The sequence below is a fragment of the Streptomyces sp. NPDC029122 genome (assembly GCF_055569445.1).
On sequence record NZ_JBVHWK010000023.1, the window covers coordinates 76,158 to 95,252 of the forward strand.

Annotated in this window: 18 protein-coding genes; 7 read left to right on the forward strand and 11 right to left on the reverse strand. The window is 74.4% G+C overall.

What is annotated here, in order from left to right; translation table 11 throughout:
- Positions 1 to 227: 227 nt before the first annotated feature.
- The gene (locus tag ACZ4WZ_RS24570) at positions 228 to 1,088 is read left to right on the forward strand and encodes an esterase/lipase family protein (RefSeq protein ID WP_467893448.1); all 861 of its coding nucleotides are present in this window, start codon (positions 228 to 230) and stop codon (positions 1,086 to 1,088) included.
- Between the two features lie 59 nt (positions 1,089 to 1,147).
- Here ACZ4WZ_RS24570 and ACZ4WZ_RS24575 read toward each other — a convergent pair whose 3' ends face one another.
- From ACZ4WZ_RS24575 to ACZ4WZ_RS24585, 3 genes are all read right to left on the reverse strand, one after another.
- On the reverse strand, positions 1,148 to 2,224 hold the full coding sequence (locus ACZ4WZ_RS24575) for a lytic polysaccharide monooxygenase (protein ID WP_467893450.1): 1,077 nt from the start codon (positions 2,222 to 2,224) through the stop codon (positions 1,148 to 1,150).
- A 229-nt stretch (positions 2,225 to 2,453) separates the two neighbouring features.
- Complete coding sequence (locus ACZ4WZ_RS24580; protein WP_467893452.1) at positions 2,454 to 2,936, reverse strand: ribonuclease FAU-1 family protein; 483 nt, start codon at positions 2,934 to 2,936, stop codon at positions 2,454 to 2,456.
- Positions 2,933 to 3,877, reverse strand: coding sequence for a GNAT family N-acetyltransferase (locus ACZ4WZ_RS24585; protein ID WP_467893454.1), 945 nt, complete (start codon positions 3,875 to 3,877; stop codon positions 2,933 to 2,935). The genes ACZ4WZ_RS24580 and ACZ4WZ_RS24585 overlap by 4 nt, the downstream gene beginning before the upstream one ends.
- Positions 3,878 to 3,957: 80 nt before the next feature.
- Here ACZ4WZ_RS24585 and ACZ4WZ_RS24590 point away from each other — a divergent pair, with 80 nt between their 5' ends.
- Positions 3,958 to 4,344, forward strand: coding sequence for a GntR family transcriptional regulator (locus ACZ4WZ_RS24590; protein WP_467893455.1), 387 nt, complete (start codon positions 3,958 to 3,960; stop codon positions 4,342 to 4,344).
- Positions 4,345 to 4,366: 22 nt separating this feature from the next.
- Here the strand turns inward: ACZ4WZ_RS24590 and ACZ4WZ_RS24595 are convergent, their stop codons facing one another.
- The gene (locus tag ACZ4WZ_RS24595) at positions 4,367 to 5,470 is read right to left on the reverse strand and encodes a DUF5925 domain-containing protein (RefSeq protein ID WP_467893457.1); all 1,104 of its coding nucleotides are present in this window, start codon (positions 5,468 to 5,470) and stop codon (positions 4,367 to 4,369) included.
- Positions 5,471 to 5,676: 206 nt separating this feature from the next.
- Between ACZ4WZ_RS24595 and ACZ4WZ_RS24600 the strand changes: the two genes are divergently transcribed.
- Positions 5,677 to 6,486: an SGNH/GDSL hydrolase family protein gene (locus ACZ4WZ_RS24600; RefSeq protein WP_467893458.1), complete on the forward strand. Its 810-nt coding sequence runs from the start codon at positions 5,677 to 5,679 to the stop codon at positions 6,484 to 6,486.
- Positions 6,487 to 6,539: 53 nt separating this feature from the next.
- Here ACZ4WZ_RS24600 and ACZ4WZ_RS24605 read toward each other — a convergent pair whose 3' ends face one another.
- Entirely contained in the window at positions 6,540 to 8,219 is a 1,680-nt protein-coding gene (locus tag ACZ4WZ_RS24605) for a serine/threonine-protein kinase (RefSeq protein ID WP_467893529.1), read from the reverse strand.
- Positions 8,220 to 8,492: 273 nt separating this feature from the next.
- Between ACZ4WZ_RS24605 and ACZ4WZ_RS24610 the strand changes: the two genes are divergently transcribed.
- Positions 8,493 to 8,762 (forward strand): hypothetical protein, encoded by a 270-nt coding sequence (locus tag ACZ4WZ_RS24610; RefSeq protein ID WP_351885882.1) that lies wholly within the window; start codon positions 8,493 to 8,495, stop codon positions 8,760 to 8,762.
- A 90-nt stretch (positions 8,763 to 8,852) separates the two neighbouring features.
- On the opposite strand, the gene ACZ4WZ_RS24615 is transcribed toward ACZ4WZ_RS24610, so the two are convergent.
- The 3 genes from ACZ4WZ_RS24615 to ACZ4WZ_RS24625 form a co-directional block, all read right to left on the reverse strand.
- Entirely contained in the window at positions 8,853 to 10,049 is a 1,197-nt protein-coding gene (locus ACZ4WZ_RS24615; protein ID WP_467893460.1) for a CaiB/BaiF CoA transferase family protein, read from the reverse strand.
- Positions 10,050 to 10,196: 147 nt separating this feature from the next.
- Positions 10,197 to 10,988 (reverse strand): ABC transporter permease, encoded by a 792-nt coding sequence (locus ACZ4WZ_RS24620; protein ID WP_467893461.1) that lies wholly within the window; start codon positions 10,986 to 10,988, stop codon positions 10,197 to 10,199.
- Complete coding sequence (locus ACZ4WZ_RS24625) at positions 10,985 to 11,956, reverse strand: ATP-binding cassette domain-containing protein (RefSeq protein WP_467893463.1); 972 nt, start codon at positions 11,954 to 11,956, stop codon at positions 10,985 to 10,987. Before ACZ4WZ_RS24625 ends, ACZ4WZ_RS24620 begins: the two co-directional genes overlap by 4 nt.
- A 77-nt stretch (positions 11,957 to 12,033) precedes the next feature.
- On the opposite strand from ACZ4WZ_RS24625, the gene ACZ4WZ_RS24630 reads away from it, so the two are divergent.
- The gene (locus tag ACZ4WZ_RS24630; protein WP_467893465.1) at positions 12,034 to 12,762 is read left to right on the forward strand and encodes a TetR/AcrR family transcriptional regulator; all 729 of its coding nucleotides are present in this window, start codon (positions 12,034 to 12,036) and stop codon (positions 12,760 to 12,762) included.
- Positions 12,763 to 12,963: 201 nt separating this feature from the next.
- Here the strand turns inward: ACZ4WZ_RS24630 and ACZ4WZ_RS24635 are convergent, their stop codons facing one another.
- Entirely contained in the window at positions 12,964 to 14,085 is a 1,122-nt protein-coding gene (locus ACZ4WZ_RS24635) for a type ISP restriction/modification enzyme (RefSeq protein WP_467893530.1), read from the reverse strand.
- 193 nt (positions 14,086 to 14,278) lie between these two features.
- Here ACZ4WZ_RS24635 and ACZ4WZ_RS24640 point away from each other — a divergent pair, with 193 nt between their 5' ends.
- Positions 14,279 to 14,443, forward strand: a complete 165-nt coding sequence (locus ACZ4WZ_RS24640; RefSeq protein ID WP_467893467.1) for a hypothetical protein — start codon at positions 14,279 to 14,281, stop codon at positions 14,441 to 14,443.
- A 75-nt stretch (positions 14,444 to 14,518) separates the two neighbouring features.
- Here ACZ4WZ_RS24640 and ACZ4WZ_RS24645 read toward each other — a convergent pair whose 3' ends face one another.
- Together ACZ4WZ_RS24645 and hmgA are read right to left on the reverse strand one after the other, a co-directional pair.
- Entirely contained in the window at positions 14,519 to 15,268 is a 750-nt protein-coding gene (locus ACZ4WZ_RS24645) for a GntR family transcriptional regulator (RefSeq protein WP_467893468.1), read from the reverse strand.
- Between the two features lie 69 nt (positions 15,269 to 15,337).
- Positions 15,338 to 16,651, reverse strand: a complete 1,314-nt coding sequence (gene hmgA, locus ACZ4WZ_RS24650) for a homogentisate 1,2-dioxygenase (RefSeq protein WP_467893469.1) — start codon at positions 16,649 to 16,651, stop codon at positions 15,338 to 15,340.
- A gap of 181 nt (positions 16,652 to 16,832) precedes the next feature.
- Between hmgA and ACZ4WZ_RS24655 the strand changes: the two genes are divergently transcribed.
- Complete coding sequence (locus ACZ4WZ_RS24655) at positions 16,833 to 18,986, forward strand: right-handed parallel beta-helix repeat-containing protein (protein WP_467893471.1); 2,154 nt, start codon at positions 16,833 to 16,835, stop codon at positions 18,984 to 18,986.
- Positions 18,987 to 19,095: the final 109 nt, after the last annotated feature.

The window sequence follows — 19,095 nt, forward strand, 5'->3', positions numbered from 1 at the left end:
CACCTCAAGTCCGTTGGCAGGGGCGTCCATTGTTCCTGAGCGGTACTGGAGGAGGACTCGACACGCCAGTTTTTACCGACGCGTAACTTCCAAGTCCTGCTACTGGACCGTAATTTGGCCACAGCAGCCCCCCTTGTGATCCGGATCACGGGACGAATCCCCACGTCTTTCCCCCTGACCCGCCCCCAGCCACCGCTGGGCGGTCCCCCCCGCATGGAGGTCACACGATGCTGCCCTGGAGACGCCTGCTCCGCCCGCTGGCCGTCCTCACCCTCACCGCCGCCGCCCTCGTCGCCCCCACCGGCGCGGCCCAGGCCGCTCCCGCCCCCAGCAGCGGCTGGAACAACTGGTCCTGCAAGCCGTCCGCGGCCCATCCCCGCCCCGTCGTCCTCGTCCACGGCACCTTCGGGAACTCCGTCGACAACTGGCTCGGATTCGCCCCCTACCTGGTCCACCGCGGCTACTGCGTCTACTCCCTCGACTACGGCCAGCTGCCCGGCGTGCCCTTCTTCAACGGGCTCGGCCCCATCGACAAGTCCGCCGGCCAGCTCGCCGCCTTCGTGGACAAGGTCCTCGCCTCCACCGGCGCGGCCGAGGCCGACCTCGTCGGCCACTCCCAGGGCGGCATGATGCCCCGCTACTACCTCAAGTTCCTCGGCGGCGCCGCCAAGGTCAACGCCCTCGTCGGTCTCGCCCCCGACAACCACGGCACCACCCTGTCCGGGCTCACCCAGCTCCTGCCGTACTTCCCCGGGGCCGAGCACCTGATCAGCACCGCCACCCCCGGGCTCGCCGACCAGATCGCCGGCTCCGCCTTCCAGCAGAAGCTGAACGAGGGCGGCGACACCGTCCCCGGTGTGAAGTACACCGTCATCGCCACCCGGTACGACCAGGTGGTCACCCCGTACCGGAGCGCCTTCCTCGACGGGCCGGACGTCCGCAACGTCGTACTCCAGGACCTGTGCGCACTGGACCTCTCGGAGCACGTGACCATCGGCCTCACCGACCGGATCGCCTGGCACGAGGCGCTCAACGCCCTCGATCCCGCCCACGCCGAACGGACCACCTGCGCCTCGGTCTTCGACTGAGTCCGAGGCGCGGGCGGTCCGCCCGGCACCCGCCGGCGGCCGTGCCGGCGCTCTCGCGGCTACCGCCGGGAAGCGCCGCCGGCCGCCCGGCGGCGGGCCAGACCGAACAGCACGGCCGCACCCACGGCCAGCACCCCGGCCCCGGCGATCGCGATCGCCGGGGTCGCGGCGCTGCCACCGGTCTCGGCGAGGTCCCCGACGGGGCCGCCGGCCGGTGAGGGCGCCGCGGCGGCCGGGGCGGCGGCGATCGGTGACGGGGCGCTCCGGCCGTTGGTCGTCGGGTCGTTGTCGCCGTGGCCGTGGTGCTCGATCGTGGACTTCCCCGCACCCTCGGAGATCTGCCGGTCCGTCGGCGCCTCGGGCGGCCCGGCCGGCTCGGTGGCGGCGCCGGTACCGGCTGAACCGCTGGGCCGGGTGCTGGGCCGGGTACTGGGGGCAGGGTCTCCCGTACTGCCGCCGTCCTTGCCGAAGACCACGTCCGAGCAGGTGTAGAAGGCCTCCGGGCTGTCCGAACGCTGCCAGACGCTGTAGATCAGGTGGCGGCCGGTCTTCTTCGGGACCGTGCCGCTGAAGACGTAGTCGCCGTCCCGCATGCCCGGATCGGTGGCCTTCGCGAACGGCGCGGGCTCCAGGTCGGACCACTTCAGCGGCTTGGACGGGTCGTAGCCGTCCTTCGTCACGTACAGCTCGAAGGAGCCCTTGTGGGGGGCGGTCCCCTTGTAGCGGAAGGTGTGCGCCCCGGACGCCATCGGGGTGGCCGGCCAGTCCGCCCGCGCCAGGTCCAGCCCCTTGTACTTGGCGTTGCCCGCCGAGCACAGCTGCCCGTCCGGGATCAGCGACCTGCTCCGGCCGCCCGCATGGGCGATGTTCACCCCGTTCCAGTCGTAGAACGCCTGCGGCCCCGCCGCCGCCACGGCCGCCCTGCACGCCGCCGACTTCGGGGCCTCCGGACCCTCCGCGTAGCACGCCGCCACCCGGCTGACCGGGTCCGTCATCGAACCGTGGGCCGCCGCGGGCACGGCGGCGTACGCGGCCACCGCGAGCGGGGCCAGACCGGCGGCGGCGATACGGACGGTGGTACGGGCGGCGGTACGGACGGTCGTACGGGCGGCGGTGCGGGCAGGGCGTGCGGGCATGGGCGGATCTCCTTCGGGCGCGGCGGGGAGCGCAGGAGGAACCGGAATCGGGCTTCTGTGCGCCGCCCCCCGGCGGCGCACAGCGGCCCTTCCTGTCCTGGCCCGGCCACGCTAGCCCCCCGGACCACGCGTTCCGCCGGGTTCGGGCCGCTGGGAGGGATCCTTAGGATCCGCTTAAGGCAGGGGTAAGAAGCCCCTCAGGAAACGGCGGTCGGGGACCGCGTCGCGGTCAGGCGAGGAGCCCGGGCAGGCCCTCCGGGGTCCTCGCCTGCTCCTCCAGGGCGTCCAGCGCCCGCACGGCCCGGGCCGCCGCCTCCGGGTCGCTCGCGGTGAGCCCGCTCTCCGCGAACTCGTCCTCGTCCAGGCGCAGCACGTCCGACCGGTCCGCCGGCACCCACAGGTCCAGGTCCAGGTCCTCGACCACGATCTCCCCCTCGCGGATCAGGGCCGGGCGCGTCACGTCGCAGTACCAGCCCTTGAGGACGCCCTCCCCGGTCCACACCTCCTTGACGGCGTACCACCGCGTCCGCCAGAAGTGCTCCACGAACACGTCACCGGGCTCGAAGCGGACGAACCCGAAGTCCTTCACCCCCTCGGCCGCCCAGGGGGCGCGCACCGAGATCCGGTCCCCGTCGTCGGCCACCTGCGCCGCCGGATAACTGATCTTGACGCGGCCGGCCTTGGTGAGGGTCACGGTCCAGGACGTGGTCACTGCGGTGCTCCCAGTCTCTTCGTGTGGCGCGTCTCGGTCGCGCAGATCTCGTACCCGAACCACGAGTTGATCGCGAGCATCGGGGCGTTCCCGGCGTCGTTGCCGGTGAAGGCCTCGGTGTACCCGGCCGCCCTGGCCCGGTGCAGCGAGTCGGTCTTGGCCAGCCTGGCCAGCCCGCGGCCGCGGAAGGCCCGCAGGGTGCCGGTCATCGCCGAGGAGTAGCGGGTCGCGCCGTCCGTCCGCGCGGCGGTGAAGGCCGCCACGGCTCCGTCGACGAGGACGACCGTCGTCAGCTCGTGGTCGAGGGTCGGCTGGCGCCAGACGCCGTCCAGCCAGTCCCCGTAGTCGTCCAGATCGGCCGGTACGTCGCCCGGCTCGTCGGCGCTGGCCTCGGCGTCGGCCTCGTACAGCGGGCGGGGGTCGGCGGCGAAGGCCGAACCGGGGCGCAGCTCCACCCCGGCGGGCAGCTCCCGGGGCAGCGGGGGAAGGGAACCGGCCGCGAGGTCGAGGCGCAGGAAGTGCGCGGAGCGGCTGGGGCGGTAGCCGCGGCGCTCGGCGAAACGCCGGTGGGCGGGCTCGTCCAGCACCCAGGCGTACGCGTCCGCCGCGCCCCGCGCCGCGAGGTGCTCCTCGGCCGTGCGCAGCAGCGCGGACCCGGCGCCGAGGCCCCGGTGCGCGGGGTCGACGTAGACGTTCGCGTACGACGGCCCCGGGCCCGGGCCGTCGTACGCGAGGCCGGTCTCGGCGGTGCCGACGGGACGGCCGTCCGGGGTCTCGGCGAGCAGCAGGCGGCAGTGCTTCCCCGGGTGGGCGGACGCCAGTTCATGGGCCACGCCGGCCGCGGTGGTGATCAGGTAGGGCAGGGCCGCGCGGCGGAGCCGGACGACGGCCTCGGCGTCCCGCACGTCGTCTGGGCGGATGTCACGGACGTGGATGGTCATGGGGCGGACGTTACGGGCGGAGCGCCCACGACGCCCGCCAATTTTCCGGCGGACGCCGGGCGTGGGGGACAATCGGCGATGTGACCTCGACCAAGCTCAGGATCAGGATCGACGGCTCGGCCGGCGCGGCCGCCCCGTACGAACAGCTGCGCGCGCAGATCGCCGACCGGGCCCGGTCGGGGGAACTGCCGGCGGGCTACAAACTGCCGACCGTGCGGGGGCTGGCGGAGGAGCTGGGGCTGGCCGCGAACACCGTCGCGAAGGCCTACCGGGCGCTGGAGTCCGACGGGGTGATCGAGACGCGGGGCCGCAACGGGACGTTCGTCGCGGCGGCGGAGGGCTCCTCCCGGGAGGCGGCCGCCGCCGCGCAGGCCTTCGCGGACCGCGCCCACCGCCTGGGTCTCACGGAGGCCGAGGCCCTCGCCGCCGCCACCGAAGCCCTCCGCGCCCGCTACGGCGCTTCCTGATCCGCCGCCGCTCCGCGCGGGATCAGAGGTAGAGGCCGGCCTCCGACGAGGGCTGCGCCGGCAGTACGGCGGCGGGGCCCGTTCCCCGCCGCAGGGCGAAGAGTTCGGCCAGGGTGGCGCCCTCGCGGGAGACGCCCTCGTCCGTACCGAGCCAGTCGACCGCCTCGCCGTGGGTCAGCCGGCCGACCTCGATGCGGGCCAGGCACCGCCCCGGGCGGACCACCGCCGGGTGCAGGCGTTCGAGGTCCTCGTTCGTCGTGACGCCGACCAGGACGTTGCGGCCCTGCCCCAGCAGACCGTCCGTCAGGTTCAGCAGCCGGGACAGCGCCTGCCCCGCCGTGTGCCGGGCCTCGCCGCGGATCAGCTCGTCGCAGTCCTCCAGCAGCAGCAGCCGCCACCGGCCCTTGGCCGTGCCCTCGTCCTCGCCGATGGCGATGTCCATGAGGTAGCCCACGTCGTTGAACAGCCGCTCCGGGTCCAGCACGCAGTCGACCTGGCACCAGTCCCGCCACGACCGCGCCAGCGTGCGCAGCGCCGAGGTCTTGCCGGTGCCCGGCGGGCCGTGGAGCAGGAGCAGCCGGCCCGCGATGTCGTCCGGGGTGACCTTCATCAGCCGGTCCATCGCCGTGGCCACCGGCGCCGTGTAGTTCGGCCGCACCTCCGCCCAGGTGCCCGCGGAGATCTGCCGGGTCGTGCGGTACGGGCCGCGGCGCGGGGAGACGTACCAGAAGCCCATCGTGACGTTCTCCGGCTGGGGTTCGGGCTCGTCCCGCGCCCCCTCCGTGGCCTCGCCGAGCACCTTCTCCGCGAGCTCCTCGCTGACCGCCGTCACGGTCACGTCGGCACCCCGGCTCCAGCGGGAGACCAGTACGGTCCAGCCCTCGCCCTCGGCGAGGGTGGCGCTGCGGTCGGTGTCGCGCGCCGCGCGGAGCACGGTGGCGCGCGGGGGCAGCAGGGTGGCTTCCGCCTTCACCCGCTCGATCGTCACGCTCTGCGCGTACGGCTGCTCGCCGGTCGCGAACCGGCCGAGGAACAGTGCGTCGACGACGTCCGACGGTGAGTCGCTGTCGTCGACATGGAGCCGGATCGGCAGCGCGTCATGCGGGTCTGCTGGCATGGCGCCCATGATCCGGCACGAACTGCCCCGGTGCACCCGTGTTTCGCCGGATCGGGTGCTCGGGTTCCCTCTTCAAACCCGTTCGCGCGTGAAGATTCCGGCCACGCGCCCTCCCGAATCCCACCCCGAACATTCTTGGCATGGACACTTCCAGAAAGCTCCGGCTGCTTGTACCACGGACTCAGGAGTAACCCCCCACAAGGAGCCGCACCCACATGAGCAAGAGAATGCCGCGTTTCGCTGCCCTGACCTCCTCCCTGTTACTCGCCGCGGGAGCCGCCCTGTTCGGCGCCGGCCAGGCGGCCGCCGCCGAGGCCGACTTCGGCTACGTCGCCCTCGGCGACTCGTACTCCTCCGGCGTCGGCGCCGGCAACTACGACAGCTCCAGCGGCAACTGCAAACGCACCACCCGCGCCTACCCCGCGCTGTGGGCCGCCGCCCATTCCCCGCAGACCTTCGCCTTCACCGCGTGCTCCGGCGCCCGCACCGGTGACGTCCTCGCCAACCAGCTCGCCCCGCTCAACTCCGGCACCGACCTCGTCAGCATCACCGTCGGCGGCAACGACGCCGGGTTCTCCGACGTGATGACGACCTGTGTCCTGCAATCCGAGTCCACCTGCGTCAGCCGGGTCAACGAGGCCAAGCGGTACGTCGACACCACCCTCCCCGGCCAGCTCGACCAGGTCTACGACGCCATCCGCGGCCGAGCCCCCGCCGCCAGGGTCGTCGTCCTCGGCTACCCCCGCTTCTACAAGCTGAACGGCACCTGCGTCGCCGGTCTCACCGAGGGCGAACGCACCGCCATCAACGGCGCGGCGGACCACCTCAACGCCGCCATCGCCAAACGCGCCGCCGACCACGGCTACGCCTTCGCCCCGGTCGCCGGAGCCTTCACCGGGCACGAGATCTGCTCCGGCAGTCCCTGGCTGCACAGCGTCAACTGGGCCAACATCGGCGAGTCCTACCACCCGACCGCCGCCGGGCAGTCCGGCGGCTACCTGCCCGTCTTCTCGGGCAACGTCTGATCAGCCACGCCCTGACGGCCGGTCCGCGGCCCGTGGCTCCCAGGGGCCGCGGGCTACGGGCCGGCGTCCGTGCCCGGCGCGGGAGCCGGCGCCGGAGGAGGCGTCGGAGTCGGTGTCGGGCCGGGTGTCACGGCCGGTGAACCGGAAGGCCCCGGCGAACCGGGGGAGGAGGCCCCGCCCGTCGGGGTCTCCTCCTCGCACGTCAAGGCGTACTCCAGCCAGGCCGACGCCACCAGCGCCGGGGCCCGCACCTCCAGCCGGACCGCGTCGTGGACGCTCGTGCCGGCCGGGTCGCCCGGCTCGGTGTGGTTCAGCTGGCGGGTGCGCGCCCCGCCCTCCTCGTACGTGATGCTCTGCCAGCCGTCGGCCGGCGCCCCGCCCTCCTCGCGCCTGACCCAGCGGTACTCCACCACCGCCGGGACCCGGGCCACCTCGATGGTCCCGGTGAAGGCGGGCGCGACCACCTCGGACGGCGGGCAGCTCCCGCTGTACGAGGGGCGCACGGTGTGGACGTACAGGGTGACGCCCTGCGCGGGAGTGGCGGACGCCGACGCGGAGACCGACATGGAGGGGGACGCCGACGGGGACGCCGAGGGCGGGGCCGAGGGCAAAGGGGTGGCGCCGGAGTCCTTTCCGCCCCCGGTGTTCCGCAGCAGCAGCCACCCCAGCAGGACCAGCACCGCCAGCAGCACCACGATCCCGAGGGTCAGCACCACCCCGGCGCGCCCCTGCCCCCGTTCCGGCCCCCGTTCCCGCGGACCGCGCACCGGCACCGGCGTCGGCGTCGGCATCGGCGGGGTCTGCCCGTACCCCGGGCCGTGGCCCGCCCGCGCGGTGGCCGCCCGCGCGGTGGCCGTCGGCGCGCCCGGCCCCGACGCCGGCCCGCCGGAGTCCCGTACGGCTCCGCCCGCGCCGACGATCCGCAGCATCCGGGCGGCCTCCGCGGCGGGCAGCCGCGCGGCCGGGTCCTTGCGCAGCAGCCCCTCCAGTACCGGCTCCAGCGGCCCGGCCCGGCGTGGCGGGGGCAACTCCGAGTCCACCACCGCCCGCAGCGTGGACAGCGGGGTGTCCTTCCGGAAGGGCGACACCCCCTCCACGGCCGCGTAGAGCATCACGCCGAGCGACCACAGGTCGGACTCCGGGCCCGGCTCGTTCCCCAAGGCGCGCTCGGGCGCCAGGAATTCGGGTGACCCGACCACCTCGCCGGTCATCGTGAGCGCGGCGGAGCCCTCCAGCCGGGCGATACCGAAGTCGCTCAGCACCACCCGTCCGTCATTGGCGATCAGGACGTTGGCGGGCTTCACGTCCCGGTGCAGCACCCCGGCGTCGTGGGCGGAGCGCAGCGCGGCCAGCACCTGCTCGCCGATGTGCGCGGCCCGCTGCGGGCTCATCGGGCCCTCGCCCTCCAGCACCTCCGCCAGCGAGAGCCCGCGCACCAGCTCCATCACGATCCACGGGCGGCCCTCCTCGCTCGCGACGTCGTAGACCATGACCACCCCGCGGTGCGAGACGCGGGCGGCGGCCCAGGCCTCCCGCTCCAGCCGCCGGTACATGCGCTCGACCTCGGCCCCGTCCAGCCCGGCGGGAGCGCGCACCTCCTTGACGGCGACCTCGCGGCCCAGCACCTCGTCGCGGGCCCGCCACACCACGCCCATGCCGCCGCGCCCCAACATGTCGAGCAGCCGGTACCGCCCGGCGATGACACGCCCGGCGTCCCCGCTTTCGTTCTCCATCACGCGAACCCCCCCTGCGCCACCGGGTGATCACTCCAAGTTAGCGCAGGACCCGCCGAGCGGCCCCCGCCGTGACGGCACCGTCACCGATCGCCGCGCATCGCCCCGCAAGTCGCCCCATTGGCACGGAGAGTGACCGGCGACTCCGCTGAGTAATCGTCAACTACCCGTAATTACAGGGGTAATTCACACCACCGGGATACCCGCGGGCGTTACGGGGGCGATAGGGTTACCCTGCCCGGGCCGGGTGCCCTCGTACGGGTGGGGAGAGACATGGAACAGATAGCAATGCGCAGCAGGCCGCCCCGCGTGCCTGCCATCACCTGCGGCAGCAGCGCGGTCAGCTCGCGCCTCGACCGCCACCTCGCCGTGCTGGGCGGACCCGCCGCCCCGCACCACGAGGTCGCCGAGGCGACCCTGCTGATGCGCGAGCTGACCTCGCGGGACCACACCCACGTCCAGCGGAGCCGGAGTGCGCGCGTCGCGCTCTTCGCGCCGCTGCGCAGGCTGCGGCGCACGCTCTTCGGCAGCCGCCGCTCCTGACCGTCCGCGCAGCCGGCCCCCCGTCCGGCTGCACTCCGGCCCCGTCCCCGCGTCCGGTGTTTTCCGGGTACCCCCGGCGCCACCCCGGCCTCAGGCGATCACACCGTCCCGGCGCAGTGCCGTGATCTGCGCGTCCGTCATCCCCAGGGCGCGCAGCAGGGCGTCGGTGTGTTCGCCGAGCGCGGGAACCGCCCCCATCCGCGGTTCCGCACCACCCGGCAGCCCGATCGGCGGCAGCAGTGCCCGCAGCGGGCCCGTCGGCGAACCCACCTCCCGCCAGCGGTCGCGTGCCGCGAGCTGAGGGTGCGCGGCGAGCCGCTCCACCGAGTTGAGCCGCGCGCAGGCGATCCCGGCGGCCTCCAGCCGTGCGACTGCCTCGTCCGCCCCGAGCGCGCCGAGCGCCCCGGCCACCACCGCGTCCGTCTTCTCCCGCCCCCGGGTGCGGGCCGCGTTCGTCGCGTACGCCGGATCCTCGGCCAGGTCCGGCCGGTCCAGTACCTGGACGGCGAGGCGCCGCCACTCCCGGTCGTTCTGCACGGACAGCAGCACCCGGTCCCCGTCGGCCGTCGCGTAGGCGTCGTACGGTGCGATCACCGCGTGCGCGAGGCCGGTCCGTACGGGCTGCTCCCCGCCGTGCATCGTGTGGTGCAGCGGATGTCCCATCCACTCCGCGAGCGCGTCCAGCATCGACACCTCCACGGGTCCGCCGCGCCCGGTGGTCCCACGGCGCAGCAGGGCGGCGAGCACCCCCGAGAAGGCGTACATGGCGGCCGCGATGTCGGCCGCCGGGATCCCCGCCTTCACCGGCTGCCCCGGGGTGCCGGTCACCGAGACCAGCCCGGCCTCGCACTGCACCAGCATGTCGTAGGCGCGCTTGTGGGCGTACGGGCCCTCCGCGCCGTAGCCGGAGATGTCCACGGCGACCAGGCGCGGGTAGCGGGCGCACAGCGCGGCCGCGTCGATCCCGAGCCGGGCGGCGGCCCCGTGGGCGAGGTTCTGGACGAACACGTCCGCGCCGCCGAGCAGGCCGTGCAGCACCTCCAGCCCCCGCGGGTCCTTGAGGTCCAGCGTGAGGGACTCCTTGCCGCGGTTGGCCCATACGAAGTGGGAGGCCAGGCCCTGCGCGGCGGTGTCGTAGGCGCGGGCGAAGTCACCGCCGTCGGGCCGCTCGACCTTGATCACCCGGGCTCCGAGGTCGGCGAGCTGGCGGGTGGCGAAGGGGGCCGAGACGGCCTGTTCGACGGCGACGACGGTGATGCCCGCGAGGGGGAGGGGTTCGGTAGCCATGGGGTCTGCCTACCGGGTGGAAGCCGGGTCTGTCACCGTGCCCCGACCGCGAGTCCGGCGCGATGCCCGGGTTGTGTGCAATGCCCGGGGCGGCTGTCGCCGCACCGCCCCGTAGCGCCCTCCCCCGGAACCCGGCCCGACCGGCCCTCAGTCGCGGCCGCGCGCGAACCGGCGCGTGGCCGGCGGTACGAATAGGACCAGCAGCAGCAGCGACCACAGCACCGCGGCCGCCACCGGATGCGCGGTCGGCCAGGCCGCGTCGGGTGCGGCGGCCGCGCCGCCCGTGTTCCCGCACAGCTCCCGCACGGCGGTGGCGACGGCACTGATCGGGTTCCATTCCGCGACCGCCCGCAGCCAGCCGGGCAGTCCGCCGGTCGGCAGGTAGGCGCTGGACAGCATCGGCAGGACGAACGTGGCGCTGCCCAGCTGGCCCGCGGCCTCCTCGCTGCGGCTCGCCAGCCCGAGGTACGTGCCCACCCAGGCGGTGGCGAAGCGGAACAGCAGCAGCACCCCGAGCGCCCCCAGCGCGCCCGGCAGCCCCGTCTCCACCCGCCAGCCCATGGCCAGCCCCACCAGCATCAGCGGCACCATCGACACCGCCGTGGTCAGCAGGTCGGCGGCGGTCTGCCCCAGCGGGACCGCGGTCCGGCTCATCGGCAGTGTCCGGAAGCGGTCCATGACCCCCCGGTGGGCGTCCTGCGCGGCGGTGAACATGCCGGTCATCAGGCCGTTCGCGGCGGTCGCGGCGAGCATCCCGGGTACCAGGAACTCCCGGTAGTCCGCGCCGGGCAGGGCGAGCGCGCTGCCGAACACGTAGCCGAAGAAGAGCAGCATCATGATCGGCATGGTCTGGGTCAGGATCAGCAGGGCCGGGGCGTGCCGGGCCTTCTGGAGCTGGCGGGTGAGGACGGCGCCGCCGTCCGAGAGCAGGGTGGTCATGCCGCGCGCTCCTTGTCGTCCGCGGGGGCGGGGGGTGTCCGGGTGAGGCGCAGGAACACCTCGTCGAGGGTGGGCGGGCGCAGGCTCGCGTCGGTCACCGGGATCCCGGCGGCGTCGAGCTCCCGGATGATCCGGGGCAGGGTGAGCCCGCCGTCCAGCACGGTCACGCCGACGGTGAGGCGTTCCCCGTCCAGTGCGGGCCGGCCGCCGGTGAGCTGGTCGAGGACCACGGCCGCGCCCGCGAGGGCGGGAGGGGCGGCGACGGTGACCTCGGCGTAGGCGCCGATCCGGGCCTTGAGGGCGGCCGGGGTGCCGGTGGCGACGGCGCGGCCCCGGTCCACGACCACGATGCCGTCGGCGAGCCGGTCGGCCTCCTCCAGGTACTGGGTGGTCAGCAGCACGGTGGTGCCGCCGTCGGCGAGGTCGCGTACCGCCGTCCAGATCTGTTCGCGGGCGGCCGGGTCCAGGCCGGTGGTGGGCTCGTCGAGGAACAGCACCCGGGGGCGGGTGACCAGTCCGGCGGCCAGGTCCAGGCGCCGCCTCATGCCGCCCGACCAGGTCGAGGCCACCCGGTCGGCGGCCTCGCCCAGGGCGAAGCGCTCCAGCAGCTCGTCGGCGCGGGCCCGCGCGGCCCGCCCCCGCAGTCCGGCGAGGCGGGCGAAGAGCCGAAGGTTCTCACGGCCGGTCAGGTCCCCGTCGACCGAGGCGTACTGGCCGGTGGCCCCGATGGCGCGGCGTACGGCGGCCGGGTCGGCGGCGACGTCGTGGCCCGCCACCAGGGCGCGGCCGGCGGTGGGCGCGGTGAGGGTGGTGAGGATCCGCACGGCGGTGGTCTTGCCCGCGCCGTTGGGGCCCAGCACTCCGCAGACGGTGCCCTCCGGCACGGCCAGATCCAGACCGCGCAGGGCGCGCACTTCGCCGTAGTGCTTCTCCAGACCCTCACTCAGTACAGCGTACGTAGTTGTCATACGGCGCACCCTACCGCACTACGTACGCCGTACGTAACTAAGATGGGGGCCGAGACGACGACGAGGTGATGTGACCGATGACAGCCGGCCGGAGCCCCGCTGAACCCGAAGTGATCTGGGCCCGCCCGCAACGGGCCGGCCGCGGACCCCGGCCCGCGCACAGCCGCGACTCGATCGCGGCCGAAGCCGTGCGGATCGCCGACGCGGAGGGGATCGAGGCCGTTTCCATGCGGCGCGTGGCGGCCGGGATCGGCGCCGGGACGATGTCCCTGTACAACTACGTCCCCCGCAAGGAGGACCTGTACGAGCTGATGGTCGACGCGGTCGGCGGGGAGTACGACCTCACCCCGCCGAGCGGTGACTGGCGGACCGACCTGCTCGCCCTGGCCCGCCAGACCCGGGGCGTGATGCACCGCCACCCCTGGCTGCCCCGGCTGCTGAGCCCGGTCTACGGATTCAGCCCCAACGCCCTGCGGTACCTGGAGCACAGCCTGGCCTGCCTGGGGCCGCTGGAGGCGCCCGGAAGCGAGAAGCTCGAGCTGATCGCGGCCATCAACGGCACCGTGGCCACCTTCGTGGCGGGGGAGCTGGCCCTGGCCGAACGGGCCCGCTCGCTGCCCTGGAGCGAGGCCGCCGAGGCGGGCGTACGCGCGGCCTGGCTCGGCTCGCGGCTGGCGACGGGGGAGTACCCCCGGCTCGCGGCGGCCGTCGCCGAGGGCCCGCCGGTGACCGCCGCCGGGACGGACATGGCGGAGGTGTTCGACCGCATGGTGTCCCGGCTGCTGACGGCGTGGGACACGCCCTGATGGCCGGGGCGGACCGGGGTGCCCGGGTCGCCGGGGCCGGGCTGCCCGGGCTGCCCGGGCGTCGAACCAGCACCGGCTGACCGGATGCCGGTCCGGCCCGGATGCCCGGACGCCGGCCCGGCCCGGCCGGAGACGCCCGTCTGGCCGGGGCTGAGCGGACGTAGGTCGGCCCCGGCTGACCGGACGCCCGGCCCCGCCCGGTCACAGCAGCGCGAACTGCCCGCCCGGCCCCTCCTCCTGGTGGTCCAGCACCGAAGCCGGCCGCCGGGCCCAGTGCGGCGGCGGCAGCACCCCGGCGGCCTCCAGCTCCGCGGCCGGCAGCAGCGGCCCGGGCGTGAACGCCTCCCGCTCCGGCGCCAGACCGGCCAGCAGCGCCAGGGTCGTCACCAGGGCGAGCAGCTCCGAGGTCCAGGCCCGCGGCCACTCGGCCGGCCCCAGCCCCTCCAGCCCCCGCGCCTGCGGATCCCGGTGCGCGCAGCGGGCGGCGAACCACGCCTCGAGCACCCGGACGCCCTGGACCTCGTACTCCCAGGCCCCCGCCGGGACGGGGGAGACGGCCCCGTCCCCGAGCGTCAGCGCCTCGGTCTCCGGGTCGTGGCCGAGCCCCGCCGGCCAGCCCGTGACCGCCGCCCGGACGTAGGGCCGCCGCCCGCCGGGCAGCCGGGGCGCCTCTCCGCCGCGCGCCCCGCGCAGCTGGACGGACAGCAGCCGCCGGCCCAGCTCCAGGCCGGCCCGCCAGTGCTCCGGGTCGGCCGCGAGCGGGACCTCGTACCCCCGGGGGCCCGGCCGGCCCGCGGCCAGGATCCAGCACAGCACGTCCTCCGCCGTGACCCGGCCGCCGAGGCGCCCGCCCAGCAGGGGCAGCAGACCCGGCGCGAGGTTCGGCTCGGCCCCGCCGGGGCGCCGGTGCAGCGGGCGGATCCGGCCGAGCCGGCCCGCCGGGAGGTGCGCGGTGGCCAGCAGGCCGGGGGCCTCCAGCAGGAACACCTGCCGGGCGTCCCGGACCCGCCACAGCTCGGGGCGCGCGGAGTCGATGAGCCGCTGGTCGGGCAGCAGCCACTGCTCGTCGAAGGGCGCGCGGAGCACCCGTACCGGATCGGGGAAGGGGCCGGGCGCCTCGGCGAAGCGGGCGGTGGCCGAGCGCTGCCCGGGCAGGGCGGCCGCCCCGGCGGACGGCGTACGGGTCCGGCTCGGGCGGAAGAGCCGCTCCCGCTCCACCCCCTCGGCGCCGGTCAGCGCCGTCCAGCGGGCGCGGAGCGTGCCGGGATCGGGTGCCGCCACCCAGTCCCGGCCCAGGCGCAGGCTCCCCACGGCCCAGGGCATCAGATCGTCCAGCAGCGGTACGTCAGCGCTCACCCGGCAGATGGTAGCGACGGGCCGCCGGGGCCGGGCCCTGTCCCGGCCGAAGCGTTACGCTCCTTGTGTACGCATCCGCCCACGTATGTGATATGCGGCTCGCACTTCGCGGCTCGGGCACGGCACGGGCCGTGGGCGCGGCGGCACGGAGGAGTCGGCCATGAGCACGTACGACGAGTACTCGACGCCCTCGCAGGCCGAGGGCGAGCGGCTCGACGAGGACATGGACGAGCGGGAGAAGACCCAGCGGCACCCGCAGACGACGCGCACCACGCCCTCCCAGGCGGAGGGCGAGCGCACCGCGGACGAGCAGGACGACAAGTGACGGCCGTGCCGCGCCGCCGGCTCCGGGGGCGCCGGGCCCGGAATCCCGGGGCCGGCGGGGTCGGCACGTCGTCCGTCAGGGCGCCTCGACCGTCACCGTGAAGGAGAACCGGTCGCCCCGGTACCGGATCCGGGCCACGTCGACGACGCGCCCGTCCTCGTCGTAGCTCACGCCCGTGCAGTGCAGGATCGGGCTCAGCAGCGGGACCTCCAGCAGCTCGGCCGTGACCGGGTCGGCGAGCCGCGCCTCGACGGTGTCCGTGATCCGGCTGATCCGTACGCCGACCACGTCGCGCAGCACCTTGGTCATCGGCCAGCGCTCCAGGTCGGCCAGGTCCACGGCCCCGGCCAGCTCGGGGCGCACCGCGTTCTCCACCCAGTTCGTGGGCTCCCCGCTCTCGCCGTCGCGCCGGAGCCTGCGGTACGTGACCACCTCCGGCGTGTCCGGGAAGTGCTCCAGCAGCTCCCCCGACACCGGCGTGCGCTCATGGCCGAGCACCGTCGTCCGGCCCCCCGACTGCTGGGCCACGATCGCGTCCACCGAGCCGAGCAGCCGCACCGGGGCGCCGCGCATCGCACCGGGCTCGATGAAGGTGCCGCGCCGCCGGTGCCGGCTGATGAGGCCCTCGCCCTCCAGCTCCTTGAGCGCCTGGCGCATGGTCAGCACGCTCACCCCGTAGTGCTCGGCGAGCCGCTCCTCGGTCGGCAGCCGCAGCGAGGCGTCCGGCGTGCGCCCCAGTATCGACGCGCGCAGGGACTGGGACACCTGGTACCAGAGCGGCAGCTTCCGGTTCAGCACCAGGGAGTCGGGGGCGAAGGCGGTCACGGGTGGTTCTCCGTAGGGGCTGGCTGCCCTCGGCCGCCGGGGCGGTGCGGAGGGCGGGGCAGGTGCATGTTAGGCACGGAAGTGCCGCTGGAGACCCTCCCATACGCCGTCGTATCCGCGCTGGAGGTGCTCCGCCCCCGCCGCCTGCGGGGTGGCGGTGATCGGCCAGCGGGTCTCGAACATGAAGGCCAGGCCGTCGTCGATCTTCTGCGGCTTCAGCTCGGCGGCGCTGGCCTTGTCGAAGGTCTCCCGGTCCGGGCCGTGCGCGGACATCATGTTGTGCAGCGAGCCGCCGCCCGGCACGAACCCTTCGGCCTTGGCGTCGTAGGCGCCCTCGATCAGCCCCATGTACTCGCTCATCACGTTGCGGTGGAAGTACGGCGGGCGGAAGGTGTCCTCGCCGACCAGCCAGCGCGGGGCGAACACCACGAAGTCCACGCCCGCCAGGCCCGGCGTGTCCGAGGGCGAGGTCAGCACGGTGAAGATCGACGGGTCGGGGTGGTCGTAGCTGATGGACCCGATCACGTTGAAGCGGCGCAGGTCGTAGACGTACGGGACGTGCGTGCCGTGCCAGGCCACCACGTCGAGCGGGGAGTGGTCGTACGTCGCCGCCCAGAGGTTGCCGCAGAACTTGTTGACGACCTCGGTGGGGCGCTCGCTGTCCTCGTACGCGGCGACCGGGGCGCGGAAGTCCCGGGCGGCGGCCAGGCCGTTGGCGCCGATCGGCCCCAGGTCCGGCAGCTCGAAGGGCTGCCCGTAGTTCTCGCACACGTAGCCGCGGGCGTCGCCGTCCAGCAGCTCGACGCGGAAGCGGACGCCGCGCGGGATCAGCGCCACCTCGCCGGGGCCGGCGCTCAGCAGGCCGAACTCGGTGCGCAGCAGCAGGCCGCCGCGCTCGGGGACGATCAGCAGCTCGCCGTCCGAGTCGCTGAAGACCCGGTCGGTCATGGAGGCGTTGGCGGAGTACAGGTGGACGGCCATGCCGGTGCGCTGGGTGGCGTCGCCGTTGCCGCCCAGGGTCCACAGGCCGGCCAGGAAGTCGGTGCCGGGGGCCGGGTCGGGGAGCGGGTTCCAGCGCAGCCGGTTGGGGTCCGGGACGGCGTCGGTGAAGGGCGCGGTGCGCAGGGCGCCGTTGTCCACGCGGGTGAACGCCGGGTGCGCGGCGGAGGGGCGGATCCGGTAGAGCCACGACCGGCGGTTGCGGCGGCGCGGCTCCGTGAAGGCGCTGCCGCTGAGCTGCTCGGCGTAGAGGCCGAGGGCGGCGCGCTGGGGGGAGTTCCGGCCGAGCGGGAGTGCGCCGGGCACGGCCTCCGAGCTGTGCTCGTTGCCGAAGCCGGTGAGGTACTCCAGCGCCTCCGCCGTCTTCCTGGCCTGCTCACTCATGGGCTGCTCCCGCTCCGTCGAAGGAATCCTATGGCCGACAGTAGGATTCGCGGCGCCCCACGTCAACGCCGTCTTGCCGCCACCGGCCGGAATCCCGTCCGGCGGGGGTGCGCGGGACCGGCGCCACGGGATCGTGCGCGGGGGGATCCCAAAAGATGAACATTGCTCTACTCTCTCGCGCATGTCGTGGACCCGCAGGTTCCCTGCCGTGCCGGCGGCGCTCCTCGCCGCCCTCCTCGCCCTCCTGTCACTCCTCGCCGCCGCGCCCGCCGCCCGCGCGCACGAGGAGCGCCCCGTCGCCTTTCCCGACGGCACCGGATCCGTCCCCGCGTACCGCGCGGCCGAGCCCGACCTGCTGGTCTGCAAGACCGGGCGGCCCGCCTTCGAACGCCGCATAGCCGGCTTCCCGCAGGAGCTCCGGCAGCGCAACCTCGACCTCTACGAGCGCTGCGAGAAGAGCGGCTACCGCCACGTCCAGGAGGCCGTCGACGCCGTCGACCGGCCGGGCATGAACATCGCGATCCTGCCCGGCCTCTACGAGGAGGAGCCGTCACTGCCCGGGCCGACGGGGGAGTGCGCACAGCTCGAGGCCCCCAACTCCTCCCTGGGCTACCAGATCCTGTCGTACGAGCAGCAGGAGAAGTGCCGGCACAACCAGAACCTCGTCGCCATCCTCGGCAAGACGAACCTCCAGATCGAGGGCACGGGCGCCACCCGCACGGACGTCGTCATCGACGCCAAGTACCAGAAGCTGAACGCCATCCGCGCCGACCGGTCCAACGGGATCTACTTCCGCAACTTCACCGCGCAGCGCACCACCTTCAACGCCCTGTACGTACTCGCCGGCGACGGCTTCGTCATCGACGACGTCCTGACCCGCTGGAACGACGAGTACGGCTTCCTGACCTTCGCCAGCGACCACGGCCTCTACAAGAACTGCGAGTCCTACGGCAACGGCGACTCGGGCATCTATCCCGGCAGCGCCTCCGACATCAACGACGGCCGCGGCTACGACGTGCCCCGCTACTCCATCGAGATCACCGGCTGCCGCAGCCACCACAACATGGTCGGCTACTCCGGCACCGCCGGGGACTCGGTGTGGGTCCACGACAACGAGTTCGACCAGAACATGGGCGGCGCCTCGATGGACAGCGCCTTCCCCGGACACCCCGGACTCCCGCAGAACCACGCCCGCTTCGAACGCAACCTGATCCACGACAACAACGCCGACTACTACCGCTACGTCGCCGACGGCACCTGCGCCAAACCGCCCGCCGAACGCGGCTACGAGCAGGGCGTGGTCTGCCCGCAGATCTCCATGCCGCCCGGCACCGGCATCATCACCGCCGGGGGGAACTGGAACCTCTACGAGGGCAACTGGGTGTACGGGCACCGGCGCGCGGGCTTCTTCCTCAGCGCCGTACCGGCCTTCATCCGCGGCGAGGAGCGGTGGTCCAAGCAGACCGACACCTCCCACCACAACCGGTACGCGGGCAACGTCCTCGGCAAGGACAGGTCCGGGGCCTCCCGTCCCAACGGCACCGACGTGTGGTGGGACGGCCAGGGCCGGGGGAACTGCTGGCAGGACGGCCCGGACGGCTCCACGCCCGGCACGCTCCCGCAGTGCGGCAAGGAGCGCGGACAGGTCAGCGGATCCGCGGCCCGGCTGGTGGGCGAACCGGTGAAGCTCACCCAGCTGATGGTCTGCGCCGACTACAACGTCCAGGCCCGCAAGCTCCCGGCGGGCTGCGACTGGTACGGCGCCCGCGGCCTGGAACGGGTCGAGACCCAGATCGCCGTGGCGGTGGCGGCGGTGCTGCTGCTGGTCGGCGGCACCCTGTGGTGGCGCAGGCTGCGCGGCTCCCGGACGGGCACGGTGGCCTCGCTGCTGGGGCTGGCCGGCCTGGCCCTGGACGTGGCCGGCTCCACGATGCCCCTGATGGACACCCCCGTCCCGGCCCTGGCCCTGCTCCTGCTCGGCCTGTGGTGGACCGGTGCGGGCCTGGCGCTGCGCGCCGATCGCCCCTGGCTGGCGCGCCTCACCCTGCTCCTGGGCGCCCTGACCCTGCTGGACGCCTTCGACAAGGCCGTACTCATGATCCCGTGGATCCCGCTGAGCCCCGCCTGGGTACGTGCCCTGATCGCGGTGGTGTGGGTGCTGTGGGCGGTCGTCGCGTCGGCCCGCCCGGGCCCGCCCGCACCCGCCCGTCCCGCCGGCCCCGGTGACGGCCCGGCAGGCGACCGTGCGCCGGTCCCGGCGGGCCCCGCACCGGCCCTGAGCACCACCGCCGACCTCCCCGCCCCCTCCCCCCGCCCCGACGGCGGCACCGCATAGCCACCCCGCTCCCGCCCAGGCCGGCCCGCCCCATGACCGGAGGCCCGCAGTGACCGTCACCGCACAGACCCGCATCCGGTGCGACACCTGCCCGACGCCCGCCCCCCGC

Coding starts and splice junctions, on each gene's coding strand:
- ACZ4WZ_RS24605 (WP_467893529.1), bottom strand. CDS start 8,219: ATGGAGAACGAAAGCGGGGACGCCGGGCGTGTCATCGCCGGGCGGTAC.
- ACZ4WZ_RS24625 (WP_467893463.1), bottom strand. CDS start 11,956: ATGACAACTACGTACGCTGTACTGAGTGAGGGTCTGGAGAAGCACTAC.
- ACZ4WZ_RS24575 (WP_467893450.1), bottom strand. CDS start 2,224: ATGCCCGCACGCCCTGCCCGCACCGCCGCCCGTACGACCGTCCGTACC.
- hmgA (WP_467893469.1), bottom strand. CDS start 16,651: ATGAGTGAGCAGGCCAGGAAGACGGCGGAGGCGCTGGAGTACCTCACC.
- ACZ4WZ_RS24620 (WP_467893461.1), bottom strand. CDS start 10,988: ATGACCACCCTGCTCTCGGACGGCGGCGCCGTCCTCACCCGCCAGCTC.
- ACZ4WZ_RS24610 (WP_351885882.1), top strand. CDS start 8,493: ATGGAACAGATAGCAATGCGCAGCAGGCCGCCCCGCGTGCCTGCCATC.
- ACZ4WZ_RS24640 (WP_467893467.1), top strand. CDS start 14,279: ATGAGCACGTACGACGAGTACTCGACGCCCTCGCAGGCCGAGGGCGAG.
- ACZ4WZ_RS24630 (WP_467893465.1), top strand. CDS start 12,034: ATGACAGCCGGCCGGAGCCCCGCTGAACCCGAAGTGATCTGGGCCCGC.
- ACZ4WZ_RS24615 (WP_467893460.1), bottom strand. CDS start 10,049: ATGGCTACCGAACCCCTCCCCCTCGCGGGCATCACCGTCGTCGCCGTC.
- ACZ4WZ_RS24635 (WP_467893530.1), bottom strand. CDS start 14,085: ATGCCCTGGGCCGTGGGGAGCCTGCGCCTGGGCCGGGACTGGGTGGCG.
- ACZ4WZ_RS24585 (WP_467893454.1), bottom strand. CDS start 3,877: ATGACCATCCACGTCCGTGACATCCGCCCAGACGACGTGCGGGACGCC.
- ACZ4WZ_RS24595 (WP_467893457.1), bottom strand. CDS start 5,470: ATGGGCGCCATGCCAGCAGACCCGCATGACGCGCTGCCGATCCGGCTC.
- ACZ4WZ_RS24655 (WP_467893471.1), top strand. CDS start 16,833: ATGTCGTGGACCCGCAGGTTCCCTGCCGTGCCGGCGGCGCTCCTCGCC.
- ACZ4WZ_RS24570 (WP_467893448.1), top strand. CDS start 228: ATGCTGCCCTGGAGACGCCTGCTCCGCCCGCTGGCCGTCCTCACCCTC.
- ACZ4WZ_RS24600 (WP_467893458.1), top strand. CDS start 5,677: ATGAGCAAGAGAATGCCGCGTTTCGCTGCCCTGACCTCCTCCCTGTTA.